Annotated in this window: 22 protein-coding genes; 19 read left to right on the top strand and 3 right to left on the bottom strand. The window is 67.8% G+C overall.

The window, feature by feature from the left end; all coding sequences use genetic code 11:
- Positions 1–1,076: diacylglycerol kinase family protein (locus AX721_RS23040; protein ID WP_231754757.1), on the top strand; the 1,076-nt coding region annotated here is incomplete at its 5' end.
- On the opposite strand, the gene AX721_RS23035 is transcribed toward AX721_RS23040, so the two are convergent.
- Together AX721_RS23035 and AX721_RS23030 are read right to left on the bottom strand one after the other, a co-directional pair.
- Complete coding sequence (locus AX721_RS23035; protein WP_068878309.1) at positions 1,073–1,348, bottom strand: hypothetical protein; 276 nt, start codon at positions 1,346–1,348, stop codon at positions 1,073–1,075. The genes AX721_RS23040 and AX721_RS23035 overlap by 4 nt on opposite strands.
- A 72-nt stretch (positions 1,349–1,420) precedes the next feature.
- The gene (locus AX721_RS23030; RefSeq protein WP_197422687.1) at positions 1,421–2,203 is read right to left on the bottom strand and encodes a hypothetical protein; all 783 of its coding nucleotides are present in this window, start codon (positions 2,201–2,203) and stop codon (positions 1,421–1,423) included.
- Between the two features lie 160 nt (positions 2,204–2,363).
- Here AX721_RS23030 and AX721_RS23025 point away from each other — a divergent pair, with 160 nt between their 5' ends.
- The 3 genes from AX721_RS23025 (at position 2,364) to AX721_RS27040 (ending at position 5,268) form a co-directional block, all read left to right on the top strand.
- Positions 2,364–3,629 carry an APC family permease gene (locus AX721_RS23025; RefSeq protein WP_082765734.1) on the top strand — a complete coding sequence of 422 codons (1,266 nt, stop codon included), beginning with the start codon at positions 2,364–2,366 and terminating at the stop codon, positions 3,627–3,629.
- A 368-nt stretch (positions 3,630–3,997) separates the two neighbouring features.
- Positions 3,998–4,507: a disulfide bond formation protein B gene (locus AX721_RS23020; RefSeq protein ID WP_231733413.1), complete on the top strand. Its 510-nt coding sequence runs from the start codon at positions 3,998–4,000 to the stop codon at positions 4,505–4,507.
- Complete coding sequence (locus tag AX721_RS27040) at positions 4,504–5,268, top strand: thioredoxin domain-containing protein (RefSeq protein ID WP_082765735.1); 765 nt, start codon at positions 4,504–4,506, stop codon at positions 5,266–5,268. The genes AX721_RS23020 and AX721_RS27040 overlap by 4 nt, the downstream gene beginning before the upstream one ends.
- A 167-nt stretch (positions 5,269–5,435) precedes the next feature.
- Here the strand turns inward: AX721_RS27040 and AX721_RS27590 are convergent, their stop codons facing one another.
- On the bottom strand, positions 5,436–5,609 hold the full coding sequence (locus AX721_RS27590; protein WP_156467345.1) for a hypothetical protein: 174 nt from the start codon (positions 5,607–5,609) through the stop codon (positions 5,436–5,438).
- 239 nt (positions 5,610–5,848) lie between these two features.
- Here AX721_RS27590 and AX721_RS23010 point away from each other — a divergent pair, with 239 nt between their 5' ends.
- From AX721_RS23010 to AX721_RS28470, 15 genes are all read left to right on the top strand, one after another.
- On the top strand, positions 5,849–7,153 hold the full coding sequence (locus tag AX721_RS23010; RefSeq protein WP_082765736.1) for a TolC family protein: 1,305 nt from the start codon (positions 5,849–5,851) through the stop codon (positions 7,151–7,153).
- Positions 7,153–8,415 carry an HlyD family efflux transporter periplasmic adaptor subunit gene (locus AX721_RS23005; RefSeq protein WP_068878304.1) on the top strand — a complete coding sequence of 421 codons (1,263 nt, stop codon included), beginning with the start codon at positions 7,153–7,155 and terminating at the stop codon, positions 8,413–8,415. Before AX721_RS23010 ends, AX721_RS23005 begins: the two co-directional genes overlap by 1 nt.
- A gap of 12 nt (positions 8,416–8,427) precedes the next feature.
- A complete protein-coding gene (locus tag AX721_RS23000; RefSeq protein WP_068878303.1) occupies positions 8,428–11,616 on the top strand; it encodes an efflux RND transporter permease subunit in 3,189 nt (1,062 codons plus the stop codon).
- A gap of 80 nt (positions 11,617–11,696) precedes the next feature.
- On the top strand, positions 11,697–12,416 hold the full coding sequence (locus AX721_RS22995; protein ID WP_068878302.1) for a HupE/UreJ family protein: 720 nt from the start codon (positions 11,697–11,699) through the stop codon (positions 12,414–12,416).
- A gap of 13 nt (positions 12,417–12,429) precedes the next feature.
- On the top strand, positions 12,430–13,062 hold the full coding sequence (locus AX721_RS22990; RefSeq protein ID WP_068878301.1) for a transmembrane anchor protein: 633 nt from the start codon (positions 12,430–12,432) through the stop codon (positions 13,060–13,062).
- Positions 13,063–13,104: 42 nt separating this feature from the next.
- Complete coding sequence (locus AX721_RS22985; RefSeq protein WP_068878300.1) at positions 13,105–13,554, top strand: SRPBCC family protein; 450 nt, start codon at positions 13,105–13,107, stop codon at positions 13,552–13,554.
- A gap of 81 nt (positions 13,555–13,635) precedes the next feature.
- Entirely contained in the window at positions 13,636–14,961 is a 1,326-nt protein-coding gene (locus tag AX721_RS22980; protein ID WP_068878299.1) for an MFS transporter, read from the top strand.
- Between the two features lie 125 nt (positions 14,962–15,086).
- A complete protein-coding gene (locus AX721_RS22975; RefSeq protein ID WP_197422688.1) occupies positions 15,087–15,758 on the top strand; it encodes a HupE/UreJ family protein in 672 nt (223 codons plus the stop codon).
- Positions 15,755–16,405: a hypothetical protein gene (locus AX721_RS22970; RefSeq protein WP_068878297.1), complete on the top strand. Its 651-nt coding sequence runs from the start codon at positions 15,755–15,757 to the stop codon at positions 16,403–16,405. Before AX721_RS22975 ends, AX721_RS22970 begins: the two co-directional genes overlap by 4 nt.
- A 137-nt stretch (positions 16,406–16,542) precedes the next feature.
- Complete coding sequence (locus tag AX721_RS22965) at positions 16,543–16,980, top strand: hypothetical protein (RefSeq protein ID WP_068878296.1); 438 nt, start codon at positions 16,543–16,545, stop codon at positions 16,978–16,980.
- Between the two features lie 852 nt (positions 16,981–17,832).
- Complete coding sequence (flgC, locus tag AX721_RS22960; protein WP_231733369.1) at positions 17,833–18,252, top strand: flagellar basal body rod protein FlgC; 420 nt, start codon at positions 17,833–17,835, stop codon at positions 18,250–18,252.
- A 36-nt stretch (positions 18,253–18,288) separates the two neighbouring features.
- Positions 18,289–18,771, top strand: coding sequence for an MgtC/SapB family protein (locus AX721_RS22955; RefSeq protein WP_068878295.1), 483 nt, complete (start codon positions 18,289–18,291; stop codon positions 18,769–18,771).
- Between the two features lie 43 nt (positions 18,772–18,814).
- The gene (locus AX721_RS22950) at positions 18,815–19,126 is read left to right on the top strand and encodes a zf-TFIIB domain-containing protein (protein WP_041374517.1); all 312 of its coding nucleotides are present in this window, start codon (positions 18,815–18,817) and stop codon (positions 19,124–19,126) included.
- A 58-nt stretch (positions 19,127–19,184) separates the two neighbouring features.
- A complete protein-coding gene (locus AX721_RS22945) occupies positions 19,185–19,784 on the top strand; it encodes a hypothetical protein (protein WP_068878294.1) in 600 nt (199 codons plus the stop codon).
- Positions 19,781–20,062 (top strand): hypothetical protein (locus AX721_RS28470; protein WP_231754756.1); only part of this gene is annotated, 282 nt, incomplete at its 3' end. The genes AX721_RS22945 and AX721_RS28470, both read left to right, overlap by 4 nt.

The raw sequence follows: 20,062 nt of genomic DNA, 5'->3' as shown, positions 1-20,062 counted from the left end.
CACGGCGGTGGGCCATGGCGGCGGTCACGGCCGAAGCCGAGGCTTCCCCGGCCGCCTTTTCGACGACTGGCGGAGCACAAATTCGGCAACCCGCTTCGGCCGTGGCCGTTGCGACCGAGGTCCTCTCCGTCCCAGGCGCTGACAGGTCAAATCCCGCCTGGAGCGCCATCTCATCGCGAGCCATTATGCCGTCAGACCTCGACTTGCGTTCGCTCCGGATCGGCGTCCTTCTGAACACCTCGAGTGGCAGCTGCGACGTCTCCACCCGCGGCGCCACCCTAAGCGTCCTGGAGACGGCCAAGGTCGAGCCGGTGCAAGTCTGGGACGTCGTCGGCAAGGGGGTGGATCGAGCCTTGGACGAGGCGACGGAAAGTGGGTTGGACGTACTGATCGTCCTGGGCGGCGACGGCACCATACGCGCGGCCGCCCAGCGGTGCGAGGCCGGAGGGCCGCTGCTCATGCCACTGCCCGGCGGCACCATGAACATGCTCCCCAAGGCGCTCTATGGCGCCCGTACCTGGCGAGAAGCGCTGACCGACACCCTCGCCGCGCCGATCGTGCAAGCCGTGCACGGCGGGCAGGTGGGGAGCCACCGCTTTTACGTCGCAGGCGTGTTCGGCGGCGCATCCCTCTTCGCCGAAGCCCGCGAGGCTATCCGGGATGGCGATCTGCCCGCCGCGTGGGAACAGGGGGTCGCGGCCCTCAAGCAGGCGCTGGGGGCCGAACTCGGATACCGATTCGAGGGACAGTCCGCCTCGAAGGCCGAAGCGGTTGTGGTGCTCTGTCCGTTGCCGCCGCCGGAGACTGATGGGGAGGTGCTGCTTGAAGCCGCAGCCATCGATGTCGACGGCGCGGGGGACGCGATCCGTCTGGCGGTGATGTCCGCGTTTCGCGGCTGGCGGACCGATGAGACCGTCACGCGCGCGCACTTGGAGAGCCTGGAGATCGCCTCCAGCCGGCCGATCCCCGCGATATTGGACGGGGAGCGGTTCACGCTCTCGCGGTCTGAGCGGGTGACGCGGGTTCGCGGGGCCTTCTATGCCTTGAAGCCCGCGCCGCCGGTTTGGTCAGCCTAGTGCCGCCGCCCGCCCAGGTGGCCAAAGCCGTTGTGGCCCCTGGAATACCCGCGGGACCCGTAGCCCGGATAGTAACCGCGATCGTAGGCGCGAGGCGTCGCGTAGAGCGACCCTCGACCATAGCTGTAAGGCGTGCTGTACCCGTAGCTGGGATAGGAACGGCCATGCGACCCGTAGCTGCCGGCGCCGTACGTCGAGCAGCCGGCCAGGACGACGCTTGCCAGTCCGGCGGCGAGCATCGGGACGATCGCCGCGCGTCTTGATTTCAGCATGACGAATTCTCCTTCTGCTGGCGTAACGTCGCGCGTGACAACTCGTTCAGACGGTCGCCACCGGGCCGTTTTCTAGGGCGAAAGAGACTTGGGCGGGGCCGTCAAGCTCCCGCTCGGACCCGGTAGCGTGTCGATCAAGGCCGCAAGCCCCGATCCGTAAGCTTCCCTGAGCCTCGTCCAATAGGGGTTGTGCATCTCGATCGTCGTGAGGTCTTCGGCGCTGAAGCTGTCGGCCACGTAGCTCAGAAGATCTATGGGCATGCCCACGGAAACATTGCTGCGCAAAGTCGCATCGAATGACAGCAAGGCCAGTTTGACCGCCTCGTCCAGGCTCGTTTCGCTCGTCAGTGCCCGCACGAGGATCGGCTTGCCGTACTTCGTCTCGCCGATTTGCAGGAAGGGCGCCCGGTCGGTAGCCTCGATGAAGTTCCCTGCGGCATAGATTTGGAAGAGGCGCGGGGCCTCGCCCGCCATCTGGCCGGCGAGCAGGAATCCTGCCGCGGCCTCGCCATAGGGCGCCACATAGCGCGCGTCCCGATCGACGATCGTCCGCAGAATTCCGCCCACGATGCCAGCCACCTCGAACAGGGTCTTGGCGGCCATGAGATCGAGACCAGCTTGCCCGGACCCGGCCCTTTCCCTCAGCGTGCTGACAACGGCCTGCGATGTCGCCAGATTCCCCGAGGACATGATCGCCGCGAAGCAACCTGTGCGGACCGGCAGGAAGCCGAGTTTGCGCACGTGGGTGACCTGATCGACGCCCGCGCTCGATCTTGAGTCCGACGCGAGAACCAGTCCCTCGCGCAGAAGAATTCCTAAGCAATAGGTCACGATTTGACGGTTCAGACTTCCCACTTCGCCAGCACTCTGGGGAGAGCTGCCGGCGTCAAGCCGCTCTTCTTAGCATCGAATACGGCCAGTCGGCGTTTGAAACGCAACCTTCGCCGTGAGAGTGGCCGTGACTGCGACGACGAACCGGAGCGGCCGACTGACGAAGACGCTCGGGTTTGGTCGGTTGTCCTTGTACGGCGTCGGCACGATCATCGGCGCAGGCATCTATTCGGTGATCGGCCCGGCGGCAGGCTCCGCCGGCGAAGCGATCTGGATAAGCTTTCTGGTCGCCGCGGTGATCTCGGCCTTTTCGGGCCTTTCCTACGCGGAACTCGCTTCGGCCATGCCGAGCGCCGGGGCGGAGCACACCTTCTTGCGCCAGGCCCTGCCAAAGGCGCCGGCCGTCGCCTTCGCGGTCGGACTGTTCATTGCTGTCCACGGCGCGGCCACCTTCGCCACCGTCGGGCTGACCTTCGGCAACTACCTGCAGACCTTTGTCGCCATGCCTCCTGTCCTGGTGGCGCTTGGCCTGATGGCGATCGCCACGCTGATCAATATCTCAGGCGTGACCAAGGCCTCTTCGGTGAGCGCCGTGCTGACGACGGTCCAGGTCCTCTGCCTGATCGGGTTCGCAGCGTTTGCCTTCAGCCTGAAGGGCGCCGAGTTGGCGTCGAAGCTTGGGGCTCCCGATGACTGGGGCGGGATCCTGCAAGGCGCCGCGATCGTGTTCTTCATCTACTCGGGCTACGAGCACATGGCGACGCTCTCGGAAGAGGCGAAGGATCCAGGCCGCGACATCTGGCGCGCCTTCATGGTCGCCCTCTGCGTAACGACTGCAGTCTATATCGTGGTGATCTTCGGCGTTCTGGCCCTCGTGGATGCGCGGAGCATCGCGTCGTCGGACTTCCCCCTCGTCGCGGCCGCCGGCCAGCTCGGGCGATGGGCCGCTGTGATCGTCACCGGCGCCGCCCTGCTTGCCACCGCGAACGCCGTGCTAAATGCGTCGATCTCCGGAAGCCGGCTGCTGTTCGGCATGGCCCGTGCCGGCGACCTCCCGAAGGCGCTGCAGCGGACACTCGGCAAGAGCAAGAGTCCTTGGATCGGCGCCTTCGTGATGCTTGTCGCGGCGTGCATCTTCGCCGTCCTTGGCGAGGTGAAGTTCGTCGCCAGCCTCTCGTCGCTCGGGGTCACCCTGGTGTTCGCAAGCGTGAACGCCGCCGTTATCATCCTGCGCTATACCAAGCCTGACCTGGAGCGCCCTTTCAGCGTTCCCTCAATCGGACGTTTCCCGCTGACGGCTGGGCTGGGCTTTGCGTCCTCGCTGCTGCTGGCCGCGCAGTACGAGTGGAAGGTCTATCTGACTTTCGCCGTCGCGATCTTTGCGGGGGCCATCCCCTACGCGCTCGTTCGCCGTCGACCGGCCGGCAAGCGCCTCAATCCCAAGGCCTGAGGAAGCCCGGCGGCATGGGAGCCTCTGATTCGAGCCCCGAGGGAGCCCTTCGTTGCGGCACGGCCCAGCAGACACCAAGTCATTCCCGGCTCGCGGAGAGCTGGCGTCATGGCCGGCTGCTTCCCTCGCCATCCTTCGCAAGAGCGATGGCTAGCGTGTGACTTCGCCAGAGGCCAAGTCTCAGCGACTATTCCTACCGGGTAGACGCGGGGGAGGCGGCGCTGAGGTTCGCCGCAGCCGCGGAGAGCTCCGGACGGGCCGTTGAGATCCTGCTCCAACAGCCTGGGGCGAACGTCGGAGATTCCCCCCACAGCGGCCCGATATCGCCACGCAAGGCTGCACCGGGTGTAGGCATCGCAGATTCGACTATGATGCTCGATCATGGGCCAAGAGGTTGTGACGAATTGACCGTAAAAGAGGACGACACGCGCCATCCTGCAGGGGCAGCGCCGATCAGGCCGCCCGACTCGGTCGCCTGGACGTTCCTGATCTTCGCGTGGCTGGTCGCTCTCGCAGCGACGCTCGGCGCATTGTTCATCGGCGAGATCATGGGGCAAGCCCCTTGCAATCTCTGCTGGTTCCAACGTGCTTTCATGTTCCCATTGGCCATCGTGCTGATGGTGGCGTGCCTGGTCGGGGATTGCTGCGTAGGGCGCTACGCCTTGCCCATGGCCGTCATCGGCTGGCTCGCCGCGTTCTACCATGTGCTCCTGTTTGGCGGCGTGATCCCCGAGGAGATCAAGCCGTGCGGCGCCGGTCCATCCTGCTCCAGCGCGGATACGGTCATTCTTGGCTGGCTTCCGATCCCGGCCCTCTCGCTGGCCGCGTTCACCGCCATTATCGTCCTCCTCTTCCTTGTTCGCCGCAGGTCCCCATGAAACGTCGCAACATTGTTCTCGTGATCGCCGGCCTCGCCTTGCTCGGCTTCGCAGCAGCGGCCTACATCTACAACGGTAACCGTAGTACGGGCGCCCCCGCCTCGGTCGTGCAGGGACGGGGCGCGCCAGCACCGCTTACCCCGTTTGACACGGCGCAAACGCGAACACCCGGAAATGCCTCAGCAGCGGAAGCGGCCGGCGCACCCAACCCGCCAAGGGCGGTCCCAACGGACAACGCCCTAGTGAGAACACACTCGCCGTCGATCGGGCCCGTCGCCGCGAAGGTGACCATCGTCGAATTCTTTGATCCGGCCTGCGAGGCATGCCGCGCCTTCTACCCCATCGTGAAGCAGACGATGGAGCAGTATCCCGGGAATGTTCGCTTGGTCCTGCGCTACGCACCCCTCCATCAGGGCTCGGACGAGGCGGTGCGCATACTGGAGACGGCCCGACTCCAGAACAGGTTCATCCCGGTGCTCGAGGCGCTTTTGGAGCGACAACCTGAGTGGGCCGCACACGGCAGTATGGACCTCGAGAGGGCTTGGACGATAGCCGGCGATGCCGGTCTTGACCTGAAGAAAGCTAGGCAAGCCAGCCTGGGGGCCAGGATTACCGCGGTGCTCAACCAGGACATCCAGGATCTGAAGACGGTGGGCGTCTCACAGACGCCCACGTTCTTCGTCAATGGCAAGCCGCTGCAAGAGTTCGGCGTAGCCCAGTTCCAGAACCTGGTGCGGGGCGAGATCGCCGCCGCGCGATGAGCGGGCGTTATTTTTTGAGGTGAGTCCTATGGCTCCTGCAGAAAGGCCCCCTGCGTCGTGACGGACCTTGCGGTTTGATTGTGAGGTGGATAGTCAAGATTCGTCGGGAGAAAATTGTGTCGAGCCTGCGCGCAATCTCAGTGCGAAACACGCTTGTTGCGCTCCTTCTAGCGCTGAGCGCTGTCGTATCGGCGCAGTTCGTCGCCTCCGTCATTAACGGCGTTCAGCATGGGCTCGGCGTGGCTCATGATGGCCTGGTCGTGACCAGCTCGCAGGATCACGCACATGAAGCGGTGGACGAGCCCGCCGATGTTGGCGCGAGCGAGGGGGCCGGGTCGCATGGGACTGGGAGTACCCACCATCATCATCCAGATGGTCCCCAGATCGCGCCGCTGATGTCCACCCGAGCAGAGTTCTTGCCTGCCGCGCGCGCCGCCAGGATCCAGTTGGTGTTCAATTGCGAACGGCCGTCGTCCATTGTGTACAGTGTCGAGCGACCTCCCAGAGATTTAGCCGCACTGCACGCCTAGCTCGCGCGGCGATCAGGCCGCGCGCCTGATCCTTTCCGCATGAGAGCAATATGCCATATCCTAAACGCGTACGCGCGCGGTCGCGGCTGGCCGTGGTGGCCAGCTTGGTCCTCGCCCTAGCGGGCGCCGAGGCCGCCTGGGCGCAGACCCCATCATTGCCGTCAAAGCCGGCTACACTCGACCTGTCCGAGGCGCTGGCGAGAGCCAGCGCGTCGGACCCCGCTCTTGCCGCCTGGGACTCCCGCCAAAGTGCGGCTGAGGCGAACATCCGCCAGGCCGGTGTGAGGCCGAATCCCTCGCTCGGCGTTGAGCTTGAGAACTTCGCCGGCACAGGCGCCTACTCGCTGCTCGATCGCACCGAAACGACGCTGAGTTATCAGCAGACCTTCGAACGAGGCGGCAAACGCGAGGCCCGCGTGGATGCCGCCCGCGCCAGCGCCGAGGTGGTTCGGCGCAGGCGCGAGGTCCGCCGCCTCGACCTCCTGCGCGATGTCCAAACCGCCTACGCCGAAGCCCTCGCCGCGGAAGCGGAACTGCTCATCGCCGAGGCGCGCTTCATCGCAGCCGAGAGCGCCCAGAGGGACGTCGACCGGCGCGTACGCGCGGCGCGCGATCCCTTGTTCGCGAGGTCACGGGCCGAAGCGATCACCGCGCAAGCCGAGATCGAGCGGGACCAGGCGCGGACGGGCGCTGAAAATGCGCGGGCGGTCCTGGCCCGCTTCTGGGGCGGTTCGTCGGATTTCGCCTTGGAACTCGAAGGGTTTTTCGCGGTGACTCCGCCCAAGGGGGCCGGCGCGGCGGCCCGGGTCGACCTCGCCCTGCTGGAGGCCGAGCGCGACGTCGCAATCGCCAACGTTGGGATCGAGCGCTCACGCACGATGACCGACCCGACCTTGCGGGCTGGGGTCCGCTACCTGGGCAACGGCAGCAACGTGGCGTTCGTAGTCGGGGGCACGATTCCCTTGCGGCGGTACGATACGAACAAGGCGGCCGTCGAGCGCGCCCTGGCCGAACGCAATGCCACGGAAGTCGACATCACCGCGGATCGCATCGTTCGCGAGCGTGAAATCTCCAGATTGACAGCGCGCCTGGGCTCTTCGGCGTTGGAAGCCGAGCGCCTACGCGCGGAGGTCATCCCCAAAGCCATCCAAGCGGTGGAGCAGGTCCGGGACGGCTACAACCGCGGGGGTTTCCAGTACGCCAACGTAGCCGAGGCCGAACGCGGACTGGCCGACGCGCGGGCCCGCCGCGTGGCCGTCCTGCGGCAATTCCACCTCGACCAAGCGGCGCTCGATCGGCTCACAGGCCGCTACTCGGCGCTTGCGTCTTCCAACCTCAACGCGGAGCGTCGCTGATGCGCGCCTACTTCATCCGGCGGCCAGCCCGCCTTACACTCGCCCTTGCCCTCGTCACGGCGCTTTCCGCCTGCGGCCAGGGAGCCCCCAAGGCTCCTGAAGGGGAAAAAACCGAAGCGGCCGCTGCTGAGTATGAGCGCGGCCCTCACCGTGGCCGCCTCTTGCGCGACGGCGACTTCGCCCTCGAGGTGACGATCTACGAAGAGGGGCCCGAGCCGCTCTTTCGGCTCTATCCATATCTCAAGGACAAGCCCCTCGACCCCAAGCTGGTTCAGGCCTCGATGGCGCTCACCCGGCTAGGGCCGAAGGTGGACCGGTTCACCTTCGCGCCGGAAGCGGACCACCTTGCGAGCCCCGCCATCGTGCATGAGCCGCATTCCTTCGACGTTACCGTTGTCGCCACGTATGAAGGAAAGCCACACAAGTGGGCCTATGCTTCGTACGAGGGCCGCACGACGATCACCGCCGACGCGGCCCGCGCCGGCGGCGTCACGACGGAGAAAGCCGGATCAGCCGTGCTCGGCGAGGCGCTCTCAGTCAACGGGCGCGTCGAGATCGCGCCGGAGGGGCAGAGCGAGGTGATCGCCCGTTATCCCGGCCGGATCGTGAGCCTCAACGCTGGGCTTGGACAACGCGTGGTTCGCGGCCAGGTGCTGGCGCGGGTGGAGTCGAGCGAGAGCCTGCAGACCTATGCCATAACGGCGCCGATCAGGGGCGTGATCGTGAAGAAGAACATCACGACCGGCGGCATGACCGGCAACGAACCGATCGTCATCGTCGCCGATCCGACAAAGCTGCACGCGCAGTTCTTTCTCTATCCGCGGGACGCCGAGCGGGTGCAGGTCGGTCAGCCCGTCGAGATTGCGAGCCTCGCCGGCGAACATCGCATCGTCGGGCGGATCGAGGCCATTCTGCCCACGGCCGACCTGACAAACCAGACCCTCATCGCATACGCGCACCTGCCGCCAGGAGGCGGCGGCGCGTGGAGACCGGGCCTGGGCGTCAAGGGGACGATCTCGGTGGGAACCACCGCCGCGCCGCTGGCGGTTCGGACCAAGGCCATCCAGCCGTTCCGCGACTTCGAGGTGGTCTACGCCAAGGTCGGGAACACCTACGAGGTGCGGATGCTGGAGATCGGCCGCCGCACCCCTGAATGGACCGAGGTCTTGGGCGGCCTTGAGCCGGGGACCGAGTATGTGGTCGACGGCGCCTTCCTCATCCGCGCGGACATCGACAAGTCCGGCGCGAGCCACGACCACTAGGAGCGCGTAGCCATGCTTGAACGCATCATCGCGCTCTCGATCCGCTATCGCTGGGTCGTTTTGGCGCTCGCCCTCATCGCGTCGGTGATCGGTGTCTGGAGCTTCCAGCGCCTGCCGATCGACGCGACCCCCGACATCACCAACGTCCAGATCCAGATCAATTCGGAAGCGCCCGGATACTCTCCCCTCGAGGCGGAGCAGCGTATCACCTTCCCGGTGGAGACGGCCATCGCAGGCGTGCCGGGCCTGCAATACACACGGTCGGTTTCTCGCTACGGGCTGTCGCAGGTGACCGTCGTGTTCGAGGATGGCACCGACATCTATCGCGCACGCCAGCTGGTCAACGAGCGCCTGCAGACGGCGCTCAGTCAACTGCCCGCGGGGATCTCCCCCGAACTCGGGCCGATCGCCACCGGCCTCGGCGAAATCTTCATGTACACGATCGAGGCGAGGCCTGGGGCCCGTAAGTCGGACGGCACGGCCTACACGCCCGAGGATCTGCGGACCCTGCAGGACTGGGTAATCCGCCCGCAGCTGCGCAACACCCCCGGCGTCACCGAGGTCAACACGATCGGCGGGTTTGAGCGGCAGTATCACGTCACGCCGCGCCCCGAGCGCCTTGCCGCTTTCGGCGTCACGATGGCGGAGGTTGTGGAGGCTCTCGGACGCAACAACGCCAACGTCGGCGCGGGCTATGTCGAGCGCTACGGCGAGCAATATCTGATCCGGGTCCCGGGCCAGGCGTCAACGAAGGAGGACTTGTCCGCCATCGTCATCGCCACGCGGGGCGGTGTGCCGATACGAGTGGCGGAAGTCGCCGATGTCGGCATGGGCGAGGAACTCCGGACGGGCGCCGCGACCGAGAACGGCCATGAGACCGTGCTGGCGACGGTCCTAATGCTGGCGGGGGAGAACAGCCGGGTGGTCGCGCAGGCGGCGGCCAAGAGCCTGACCGAAGCGTCGCGGGCCCTTCCGGATGGCGTCATTGCATCTCCGGTCTACAACCGCACAGACTTGGTCGAGCGCGCGATCGGTACGGTGGAGAAGAACCTGGTCGAGGGCGCGCTGCTCGTCATCGTCGTCCTCTTCCTGCTGCTCGGGAACTTTCGGGCGGCGCTGATCACCGCCGCGGTCATCCCGATCACCATGCTCATGACCATCACCGGCATGGTGCAGGCTGAGGTCTCGGGCAACCTCATGAGCCTGGGCGCCCTGGACTTCGGGCTGATCGTCGATGGCGCCGTGATCATTGTCGAGAACTGCCTGCGCCGGTTCGCCGAGGCGCAGCACGAGCGCGGTCGCCTGCTCACGCGGGATGAGCGATTCGTGCTCGCCGCGGCCGCCTCCAGCGAGGTGATCCGCCCCTCGCTGTTCGGGGTTCTGATCATCACCCTGGTCTACGTTCCGATCTTCGCCCTCACCGGCGTTGAGGGAAAGACGTTCCATCCCATGGCGATCACCGTGGTGATCGCGCTGACGGGCGCGCTCCTCCTGTCGCTGACCTTCGTCCCCGCTGCGGTCGCCATGTTCGTGACGGGTAAGGTGCAGGAGAAGGACAGCCCACTCATGCGATGGTCGCGAGTGGGATACGAGCCTGCGCTCGACTTCGCGTTGCGCGCGCGGATGGTGATGGTCGTCGCCGCGGTCGCGCTGGTCGGTCTCGCGGCCTTCGGCGCTTCGCGTATGGGCTCTGAGTTTGTGCCGAGCCTCGACGAAGGCGACATCGCGATGCATGCCTTGCGCATCCCGGGGACGAGCCTCAGCCAGGCGATCCAAATGCAGACCGCCCTGGAGGCGCGGATCGCCAAGTTCCCCGAGGTCGAGCGCGTGGTCGCCAAGATCGGCACGTCCGCCGTGGCGACGGACCCGGTTCCGCCCTCGGTCGCGGACACCTTCATTCTGCTGAAGGACCGCAAGGATTGGCCGGATCCGAGAAAGCCGAAGGACCAGCTCGTGCGCGAGCTGGAAGAGGCGGTCCGTCAGGTGCCGGGTAGCAAGTATGAGTTCACTCAGCCCATCCAGATGCGGTTCAACGAACTACTCTCCGGGGTCCGCGCGGACGTCGCCATCAAGGTGTTCGGCGACGATCTCGAGGAGCTGGTGCGGCTCGGATCGCAGATCGAGGGCATCGTCGCGGCGGTGCCTGGCACAGCTGGTGCGCAGTCAGAACAAGTGACGGGCTTGCCCGTGCTGCAAATCAAGCCGGACCGGCAAGCGATCGCCCGTCTGGGGCTGAGCATCGATGACGTCCAGCAGGTGATCTCCACCTCGATGGGTGGCTCGATCGCCGGTCAGGTCTTCGAGGGTGATCGGCGATTCAACATCGTCGTGCGCCTGCCAGAGGACCTGCGCTCCGACACCGACGCCATCGGGCGCATCCAGGTTCCGCTTCCGGCCGCCGAAGGCCAGTCGCGCAGCTTCGTGCCACTTAGCGAGATCGCGACGATCAGCCTCGAGAAGGGCCCCAACCAGATCAGCCGCGAGAACGGCAAGCGGCGGATCGTCGTGACCTCGAACGTTCGGGGCCGGGACCTTGGCACCTTCATCGGTGACGTGCGGCAGCGCATCGAAAGCGAGGTCCAGCTTCCGGCCGGCTACTGGGTCACCTACGGCGGCACTTTCGAACAGCTGATCTCCGCGGCCAAGCGGCTGCAACTGGTTGTACCGGCGGTTTTGGCGCTCATCTTCGCCTTGCTGTTCGCGCTGTTCCGGTCTTGGCGCGACAGCGCGATTGTCTTCTCCGGTGTGCCGCTGGCGCTCACCGGCGGCGTGGCGGCCTTGCTGCTTCGCGGATTGCCGATGTCGATCTCCGCGGGGGTGGGCTTCATCGCCCTGTCTGGCGTCGCGGTGCTGAACGGCGTGGTGATGGTCAGCTTCATTCGCGGCCTCATCGAGGAAGGAAAGCCGGTTGGCGAAGCCATCCGCGAGGGCGCCCTGACCCGCCTTCGACCGGTGCTGATGACCGCCCTGGTGGCGAGCCTCGGCTTCGTCCCCATGGCGGTAAACGTCGGCGCCGGCGCGGAGGTGCAGCGGCCGCTCGCCACCGTGGTGATCGGCGGGATCATCTCCTCGACGCTGCTGACCCTGCTCGTGCTGCCGGCGCTCTACAGCCTCGTGCATGGCCGCGAGCGCGGGAGCGACTGGCCGAGACCCGCCTGGCTCGACCATCTGCCCTTCCGCAACGGCCGAAAGGCGGTGTGACCTTCCCCCCTTCACACCGTCCGGGCGGCCGCTTGTCGGGAGCGGCCGCCCACCCCTCCGTCTTCACCGAGGTTCGCGCCATGCTTCAAGCGAGTATTCTGCTCAGATGGCGATCAGCCATCCTTCTTCTCCTCATGCTGGTCCTGCTGCTGATTGACGGCGCCCTCTCCCAGGCCCTGGCCCACGGGGTCGCCGAGGGCGACAAGGGCTACATCCAGGAGACGACCGGCGTGGTCTTCCTGCCGTTCGTCTACCTGGGGGCCAAGCACATGGTCACCGGCTACGACCACTTGCTGTTCCTGTTCGGGGTGATCTTCTTCCTCTACCGGATGAAGGACATCGGCATCTACGTGACCATGTTCGCCGTGGGTCACTCGACCACCCTGTTGCTGGGGGTGCTCACGGGCGTCAGCGTCTCAAGCTACCTGATCGATGCGATCATCGGCCTGTCGGTCGTCTACAAGGCGCTCGACAACCTTGGGGCCTTCCAGCGCTGGTTCGGGGTGCAGCCGAACACCAAGGCCGCGACCCTGATCTTCGGCCTGTTCCACGGCTTCGGACTGGCGACCAAGTTGCAGGACTTCCAGCTGTCTCCCGACGGCCTCGTCTGGAACCTCATTGGGTTCAACATCGGCGTTGAGCTGGGCCAGCTCCTGGCGCTTGGCGCCATCCTCATCATCATGGGCTTCTGGCGACGGACGGACGGCTTCTGGAAGCACGCCTACCTCGCCAACGTCGTCCTCGTGAGCCTCGGCTTCATCCTGACGGGCTACCAGCTCGTCGGCTTCTTCGTCGTCTGACGGGAGATCCTTCATGCACAACGCCAACAAGCCCCGTCTGTCCGAACTGCCCACCACGGGCCAGCTGCTGAAGTCCACGGTCCTGGCGGCCGGCGTGGCCGGCGCCCTCCTGGTCACGGTCGTGCTGCCCGCCGAGTATGGGGTCGATCCCACCCGCGTCGGCTCTGTGCTCGGCCTGACCGACATGGGCCGGATCAAGCGCCAGCTGGCCGCAGAGGCGGAGGTGGCAGCCCAGGCTGAAGCCGCGTCGACGGCGGCTGCGCCGGCCGTTCCGGCCGCGGCGCCTCCCGCTGCCGCCGTCGCCGCGGCGCCGGCCACGCCGGCGATGGGCGCGCGGTCGGACAGGACCGTGATCACCCTGAAGCCGAACGCCGCCGCCGAGATCAAGCTGGTGATGGAGGAGGGTGCGCGGGCGCGGTTCGTCTGGTCGAGCAGCGGCGGCAAGATCAACTTCGACACCCACGCCGACCGCCCGGGGGTCAACTACCACGGCTATGGAAAGGGCTCCTCGCAACGCGAGTCGGGCGACCTGGTGGCCGCGTTCGCCGGGAGCCACGGCTGGTTCTGGCGCAACCGCACGGGTGAGACCGTGACCATTACGCTGGAGACCTTAGGCAGCTACAAGGAGATCAAGCGTGTGGTGTGACCGGCGGTCGCGCCGTGAGCCCGCAGGCTTGGCGTACGGGTAATGCTTGCGTTCGAAGCCCAGAGCGACATCCGCGCGCCGGCGGGCGCGGTCTGGCGGACGCTGACGGACTACCCACGCTTCCCCAAGTGGACCGGGGCGGCGAGCCTTGTGGAGGATCGCGCCAAGCCTGGCGAACTCGCCTATCGCGTCCGCGTCCGCACGCCCGGGCGCCCAGAGCGGACCTGGAGCTTCCCGGGGCGCGAGACCACGCGGGACCCGCTGCGGCGGATAGGTTGGCGCTTTGGCATGGCCTGGGTCTTCGACCTGGAGGTCGTGTTCGAGATCAGCGCACGCGGCGGGGTGACCCATGTGCGTCATGTCGTCAGCATCGCCGGCTTGGTCACGATCCTCCGGCCCGCGCTGCTTGGAAGGATCTTCAAGCCCGTGGTCGAAACGCTGCTTCGCGACCTCGAGGCGGAGGCGCGCCGAAGGCAGCGGCGTGGCGGATGAGCCTCAAGGCAGCAAGCTCTGGCGGGCTCCGATGATGAGAACCGTCCGTGGAACCGATCCGTCCTAACTCTCGAGGCTGACATGCTCGGCGTTCTCTCCAACCGGACCTACCGGCATCTTTTCCTCGCGCAGGTCATCGCCCTGGTGGGAACCGGCCTGGCGACGGTCGCCCTCGGCCTGCTGGCCTATGACATCGCCGGCGCCGACGCCGGCGCGGTCCTGGGCGGCGCGCTGGCGATCAAGATGGTGGCCTACATCGGCGTGGGTCCGATCGTGAACGTCTTCGTCGATCGGCTGCCGCGCCGCGCCTTCCTGGTGGCCATGGACATGGTCCGTGCGGCCATCGCGCTCGCGCTGTCGTTCGTCACTGAGATCTGGCAGATCTATGTCCTGATCTTTCTGCTGCAGTCGGCCTCGGCCGCCTTCACGCCCACCTTCCAGGCGGCCATCCCCGACATCCTGCCCGACGAGAAGGACTACACCCGCGCGCTCTCGCTCTCGCGGCTGGCCTACGACCTGGAGAGCCTCGTCAGCCCCACGCTTGCGGCCGCCCTGCTCACCCTGATCAGCTTCCACTGGCTGTTCGGCGGGACGGTGGTCGGCTTCCTCGCCTCGGCGGCGCTGGTGGTGTCCGTCGCGGTCCCGCAGCCCAAGCCCGCGCCGCGGACCGGCGGGATCTATGCCCGCACCACCCGCGGGACCCGCATCTACCTGAAGACCCCGCGCCTGCGGGGCCTGCTGGCGCTGAACCTCGCCGCGGCCGCGGCCGGCGCGATGGTGATCGTCAACACGGTGGTGTACGTCCGCACCGTGCTCGGCCGCGGCGCCGACGACGTGGCGCTGGCGCTGGCGGCGTTTGGCGGCGGCTCGATGGCGGCCGCGCTGATGCTGCCCCGCGTGCTGGACCGGGTGGAGGACCGCCCGGTCATGCTCGGCGCGGCCGCGCTGCTAGTGACCGGGCTGCTGGCCATGGCGGCGCAGGCGTTCTCCGCCGCTTTCGATCCCTGGGCGGCCCTGCTCGCGGGCTGGGCGGTCCTGGGGATCGGCTATTCAGCCGTGCTGACGCCGTCCGGCCGGCTGCTGCGCCGCTCAGCGAACCCTGAGGACCGCAGCGCCCTCTTCGCCGCGCAGTTCGCGCTCTCGCACGCCTGCTGGCTCGTGACCTACCTGGTCGCGGGCCAGCTGGGCGCGCGGGCGGGTATGGGATGGACGATGATCGCGCTGGCGGGGCTGGCCGCCCTGGGCGTCCTGGCCGCGCTCGTGACCTGGCCGCGACGCGACCCGCAGGCCCTTGTGCACGATCACGCGGAGCTTCCGCCGGACCACCCGCACCTGGCCGGGGCGCGGCAGGCGCACGCCCATGACTATGTGATCGACGATCTGCACCACGCCTGGCCCCGCGGATGACACGAGGATCGATGCGCCATCGCGTAACCGTAACCGTAATGAAACGGGCGCACGCCGCGCCCCGTGCTAGCCAGGGCTCTATGAAGAGCCCGCGAACCGGCGTGCGTACGAGTTGCGCCGTGCTGATGATCCTGACCGGCCTGGCCTGGGCCGGGGCGGCGCTGGCGCACAACATCGGCGGGACCGACGCGGCGTTCGTCGCCGCCACGCGCGGGCCCGACCCGATCCCCTTCGCCTATCTCGGCGCCAAGCACATGGTGACCGGCTACGACCACCTGCTGTTCCTGGTCGGCGTGATCTTCTTCCTGTTCCGGCTCCGGCAGATCGCGCTGTACGTCAGCCTGTTCTCGCTGGGCCACTCGATCACGCTGCTGGCCGGCGTGTTCTTCGACCTGCACGTCGATCCGCACCTCGTGGACGCGGTGATCGGGCTGTCCGTGGCCTACAAGGCCTTCGACAACCTGGGCGGCTTCCGGACGCTGTTCGGCGTCCAGCCCGACACGCGGGCGGCGGTGCTGGGCTTCGGCCTGATCCACGGCTTCGGCCTGGCCACCAAGCTGCAGGCGCTGGACCTCAATCCCGAGGGGCTGCTGGTGAACCTGGTGTCGTTCAACATCGGCGTCGAGATCGGTCAGATCCTGGCGCTCAGCCTGATCCTCTTGGCCATGACGCTCTGGCGGCGCACGGCCCTGTTCGAACGGACGGCGGCGGGCGCCAACGTGCTGCTGATGCTGGCGGGCGTTATGCTTGCCGGCCAACAACTGGCGGGCTTCATCTTCGGCGGAGCGGTGACATGAGCGAGCAATCCACCCGGCCGATGGCCAAGGGCCAGCTGATCGCGGCCACGCTCGGGTCCCTGATCGTCGGGACGCTGATCGTCCTGGGCGCCGTGCTGCCGGCCGAGTTCAACCGCGACCCGCTCGGCGTCGGCGAGCTCTCCGGCCTTTCGCGGCTCTGGGCCCCCGAAGATCAGAAGGTCGACACCAGCCAGGGCGCGGCCCGCGCGCGGGAATACGACGTGGCCTTCCGTAGCGACGTGATCGAGATCCCGCTGGGCGACTTCATGGCCGGCGCCGACAAGTCCGAACTGGAGTACAAGGTCAGGATGAAGAAGGACGCCACCCTGATCTATGCCTGGGAGGTGGTCGGGACGAGCGAACCGCGCGACTTCCACTTCGACCAGCACGGCCACACCACGCCCAAGCCCGGCGAGGCCATGTCGGTGGCGACCTACCGGCAGGCGTTCGGGTTGAAGCAACAGGGCGCGCTGACCGCGCCCTTCGACGGCATCCAGGGCTGGCAGTTCTCCAACTCCAGCGACAAGCCGGTGGTGGTCCGCCTGCGGCTGTCGGGGTTCTACGACCTGATCCCGTCGGGCCAGCCGGGCAACGAAGGGGGCGTCGTCGCCAACGTCCCGGCGGCGCAGGCGCGGCCGGAGTCCTGATCGGCGGGCTACTTCGGGCCGGAGATCCAACGGCCGCTCGCCAACGTGGCGATCGGGGGCTTCGGCCCGCCCCGCTGCGCGGGTTGGCGACGCGATCGTGCTTCCCGAAGCGCGAGAATGCAGGCACTATCCCCACCATGTTCGAAGCTTCGGTCACGACGCGAGGAGCTCCGCATTGGCGGACGCGCCGGTCGTCGCGCCCGACGGCGAACGGGTGGCTGCGGCTTCTGCTCACACCGGTCTTCGCGCTCTGCCTGCTGGGCACCTGCCTCTCCTGTGGCCCGCTGGCGCATGCCGGCCCGTCGGCGGCGGACGTCGGTGTCGAACAGACGCAGGGGGCGGGTCTGCAAACCTCGGTCCAAGCTCCGCCCGTCGGCGGACCGGACGATGTCGGGGCTCCGATCACGGCGCCCGCCCGGACCTGCGGCGGCTGCGCGGGCCACATGGCCCCGATGCCGGCCGACATCCAGGTCGCCGAGACGGTGGCGCGTCAGCCCTTGCGTTGGCGCTCAGAATTCGCCCTGCCGCCGCCGCCGGTCGAGCCTGACCGCCTGGAGCGTCCCCCTCGCGCCTGAGCCAAGCCTGAGCGCCCCTTCGGGCGTCGCCTTGGTCTTGTTCGCAGAGGGATGTCAAAGCTGTGCCCCGACAGTCGCCGCAGGCCGTGTTGCGCGGTCGCTTCTCGTGCCGCCCACCCCTGGGTGTCCGGCGCTGCGTCGTGCATCGCACCATTCTCCGCTACCGAACTCCACCGGGCGGCGCAGCGCAGTCCAACCAGGTCGTTGCCTATTCGCCAGGCCTGGCTGGGTGCGCCGGCGTGTCACTCCCGACGCCACGCCGGCGTTACCCTTTTCCCCGTCCTCCTTCCGTTCGAGGGGCCCACCTCGAATGTCGGTTCCGGTCGTCGCCCCCCACCCATCACGGAGGCGACCGGACGCGCCGGCATGACGGCGAAAGCCGCCCATGCCGGCGCACACCATTAGGCCTTCTTTCGCAAGGGGTGACCCCGGCCCGCGGAGGAGGAGTCAACTGCAAGCAGCCCGCCTCGAGAGGGCTTTGCCGGCGGGGCCGGCGCGGCGAAAGGGGCGCCGGGGCCTCGCTTAAGGGCGGCCCTTTCGCCGCAGTCCAGCGCAGGAGCGCCCGCCATACCCGTGCCGCGGACCGCTCAGGCAGCGCCTACGGATGTCGGCGAGCGTCGCGGCGCTCGCGCTTGGTCTGGCCTGGGGCGCCCCCGACCTCGGCGCATCGGCGCCCCAAGAGGCCACCCTGCTGCTCGAGCCGACCGCCCCTGGCCGCGCCGGCGGCGGGCGGGCCGGTCCCCGTCCCGAATGCGCCCCGCCGATCACCCGACGGTGGCGCGTCATTACCGGCGGCGCCCCCAACCTCCCATTTGAGCCGAGTCCGAGAGGACGACACCCCAGGAGTTGCTCATGACCAAGGTTGGTGAAGGCGGTCCGATGGCGATCGCGGCGATGGCGCTCCGCGCCCAACAGGCGCGGATGCGGATCATCGCGGAGAATATCGCGAACTCTCAGACCACCGCTCCCACCCCGGGCGGCGACCCCTACCGACGCCAGATGCCGATCTTCGCGCCGCTCAAGCTGGAGGATGGGTCCATGAGCGTCCAGCTGGTCCGGACCGAACCCGATCCGACGGCGTTCAAGAAGGAGTACAGCCCGGGCCATCCGGCCGCAGATCCGAGCGGCTACGTGACACTCTCGAATGTCGAGACCCTAGTCGAGTCCCTCGACTTCAAGGCGGCGCAGCGCGCCTACGAGGCCAACCTCAACGTCATCGACACCTCCCACGCGATGGAGCAGAGCACCATGCGCCTGCTGCAGTCCAAGTGAAACCGCCCCCGAAAAGGTCTGACCGGCGGTCCGCCCATGGTTGATTGGCTCTCCGCCTGGGGCCTCGCCGATCCGGGCGCGGTCGTGCGCCACTTGGCCGATCTGGGCCTGGCTTTCCTCCTGGCCCTGCCGATCGGCCTCTACAACGAACGTCACGAACGCAGTGCCGGGCTGCGGACTTTTCCGCTGGTGGCCATGGCGGCCTGCGGCTTCGTGATCGTGGCGGTCAGCGTGCTGGGGCGCGAGAGCGAGGCCCAAGGCCGGGTCATGGAGGGCCTGATCACCGGCGTCGGCTTCATCGGTGGCGGAGCGATCCTGAAGTACCGCGGCCATGCGGACGGCACCGCCACGGCGGCGGGCCTATGGGTGACGGGCGCGATCGGCGCGGCGGTGGGCTATGGCCTGTTCGACATCGCCGCCATCCTGGCTTTCGCCGCCTTCCTCACCATGCGTGGCCTCAAGCCCATCAAAAAGTTCGCCCAGCGCGACCCCGCCGACGCTGCGGAGACCCCGCGGTGACGTCCCCCAACCCGTGCAACGCGCCTCGGCGCCTGGAGGCTCCATGCCCTTGATGATGTGTCCCAACGACAACGCCGCGATGGAGGTCATCGCCCGCGATGGCGTTCAGTTCGACATGTGCCCCACCTGCCGGGGCGTCTGGCTGGATCGCGGCGAGCTTGAGAAGCTCCTAGCCGACGCCCGCGCCGAGGCCGACGTGGCGCCGGTGGCGCGACAGCCCCCGCCGGAGCGGTATGACTCGCGCCGTGGCGGCCATGGCGATCACGACCGGGGCCGCGACAGCCACGGCGGCGGTCATGGCGGCGGCTACGGCAAGCATGGCCGCCGTCGGAGCATCTTCGATGTCTTCGACTGACACCCGCCCGTCCTCAGTCCCCCTCCACAGGAGCTCCGCGCCAGCGCGGAGACGCAACATGACACACCCTCTTCGACTTCTCTCGCTTGTGGCCGGCGCCGCGCTGCTCGCGAGCTGCGCCACGGTCACCCCCTATCAGCCGCAGGTCAGCCGTGGGCCGGTGAGCGGCGGCTACACGGACACCCAGGTGGAGCCCGACCGTCTCCGCGTCTCCTTTGCCGGCAACACCCTTACCTCCCGCGAGACCGTGGAGGTGGGACTGCTCTATCGGGCCGCAGAGCTCACCCTCGCGCGCGGGTATGACTGGTTCGAGCTCGCCGACCGGGCCACAGACCGCAAGGCCTACGCCTCCGCCGTCAGCGCCTACGGGGGCGTTTCGGCCTTCGGGGGCTGGGGCCACGGGTTCGGCCACGGACTGGGGCACGGCGGCCGCCACGGACTCGGACATGCGGGGTTGCACGGCTTCGGTCCCGGCGGGGGCCTCTATCCGGGGTGGGCCAGTGGGCTCGATGTCCGCACCGTCGAGCGGTTCACGGCCACGGCGGAAATCCTGCTGCGGCGGGGCGTGAAGCCAGCCGGCGATCCGCGCGCCTTCGACGCCCGCACGGTCCAGCAGAACCTAGAGCCGCTCATCCGGCGGCCTGCGGCGACGTCATGATCCGCCTCCCGATCCCGTCGATCGCGGCGCCCACTCGGCACTCGGTCGCCCCCCTCCTGCTGGTGGCGCTCATGGCGGCGACTCCGGCCCTCGCCCAATACGGCCGCGGCACAAATGGTCGCCCCGGCCAGGGGCGCCCACCGCCGGTCTCCCGGGCGCCGAGCCGTCCGTCGACGCATGTGCGCAGTCCGCCGCCCCCGCCACAGGCCCCCTTCAAGATGAGCGATGTAGTGGGGGTCGGGGTCGTGCAGACCCTTGATGTGGAGGCGGGGCGGGTC

Source organism: Phenylobacterium sp. CCH9-H3 (assembly GCF_001557235.1).
Lineage (GTDB): Bacteria > Pseudomonadota > Alphaproteobacteria > Caulobacterales > Caulobacteraceae > Phenylobacterium.
Note: the sequence above shows the minus strand (reverse complement) of the source record. Positions and strands in the feature narration are given on the sequence as shown.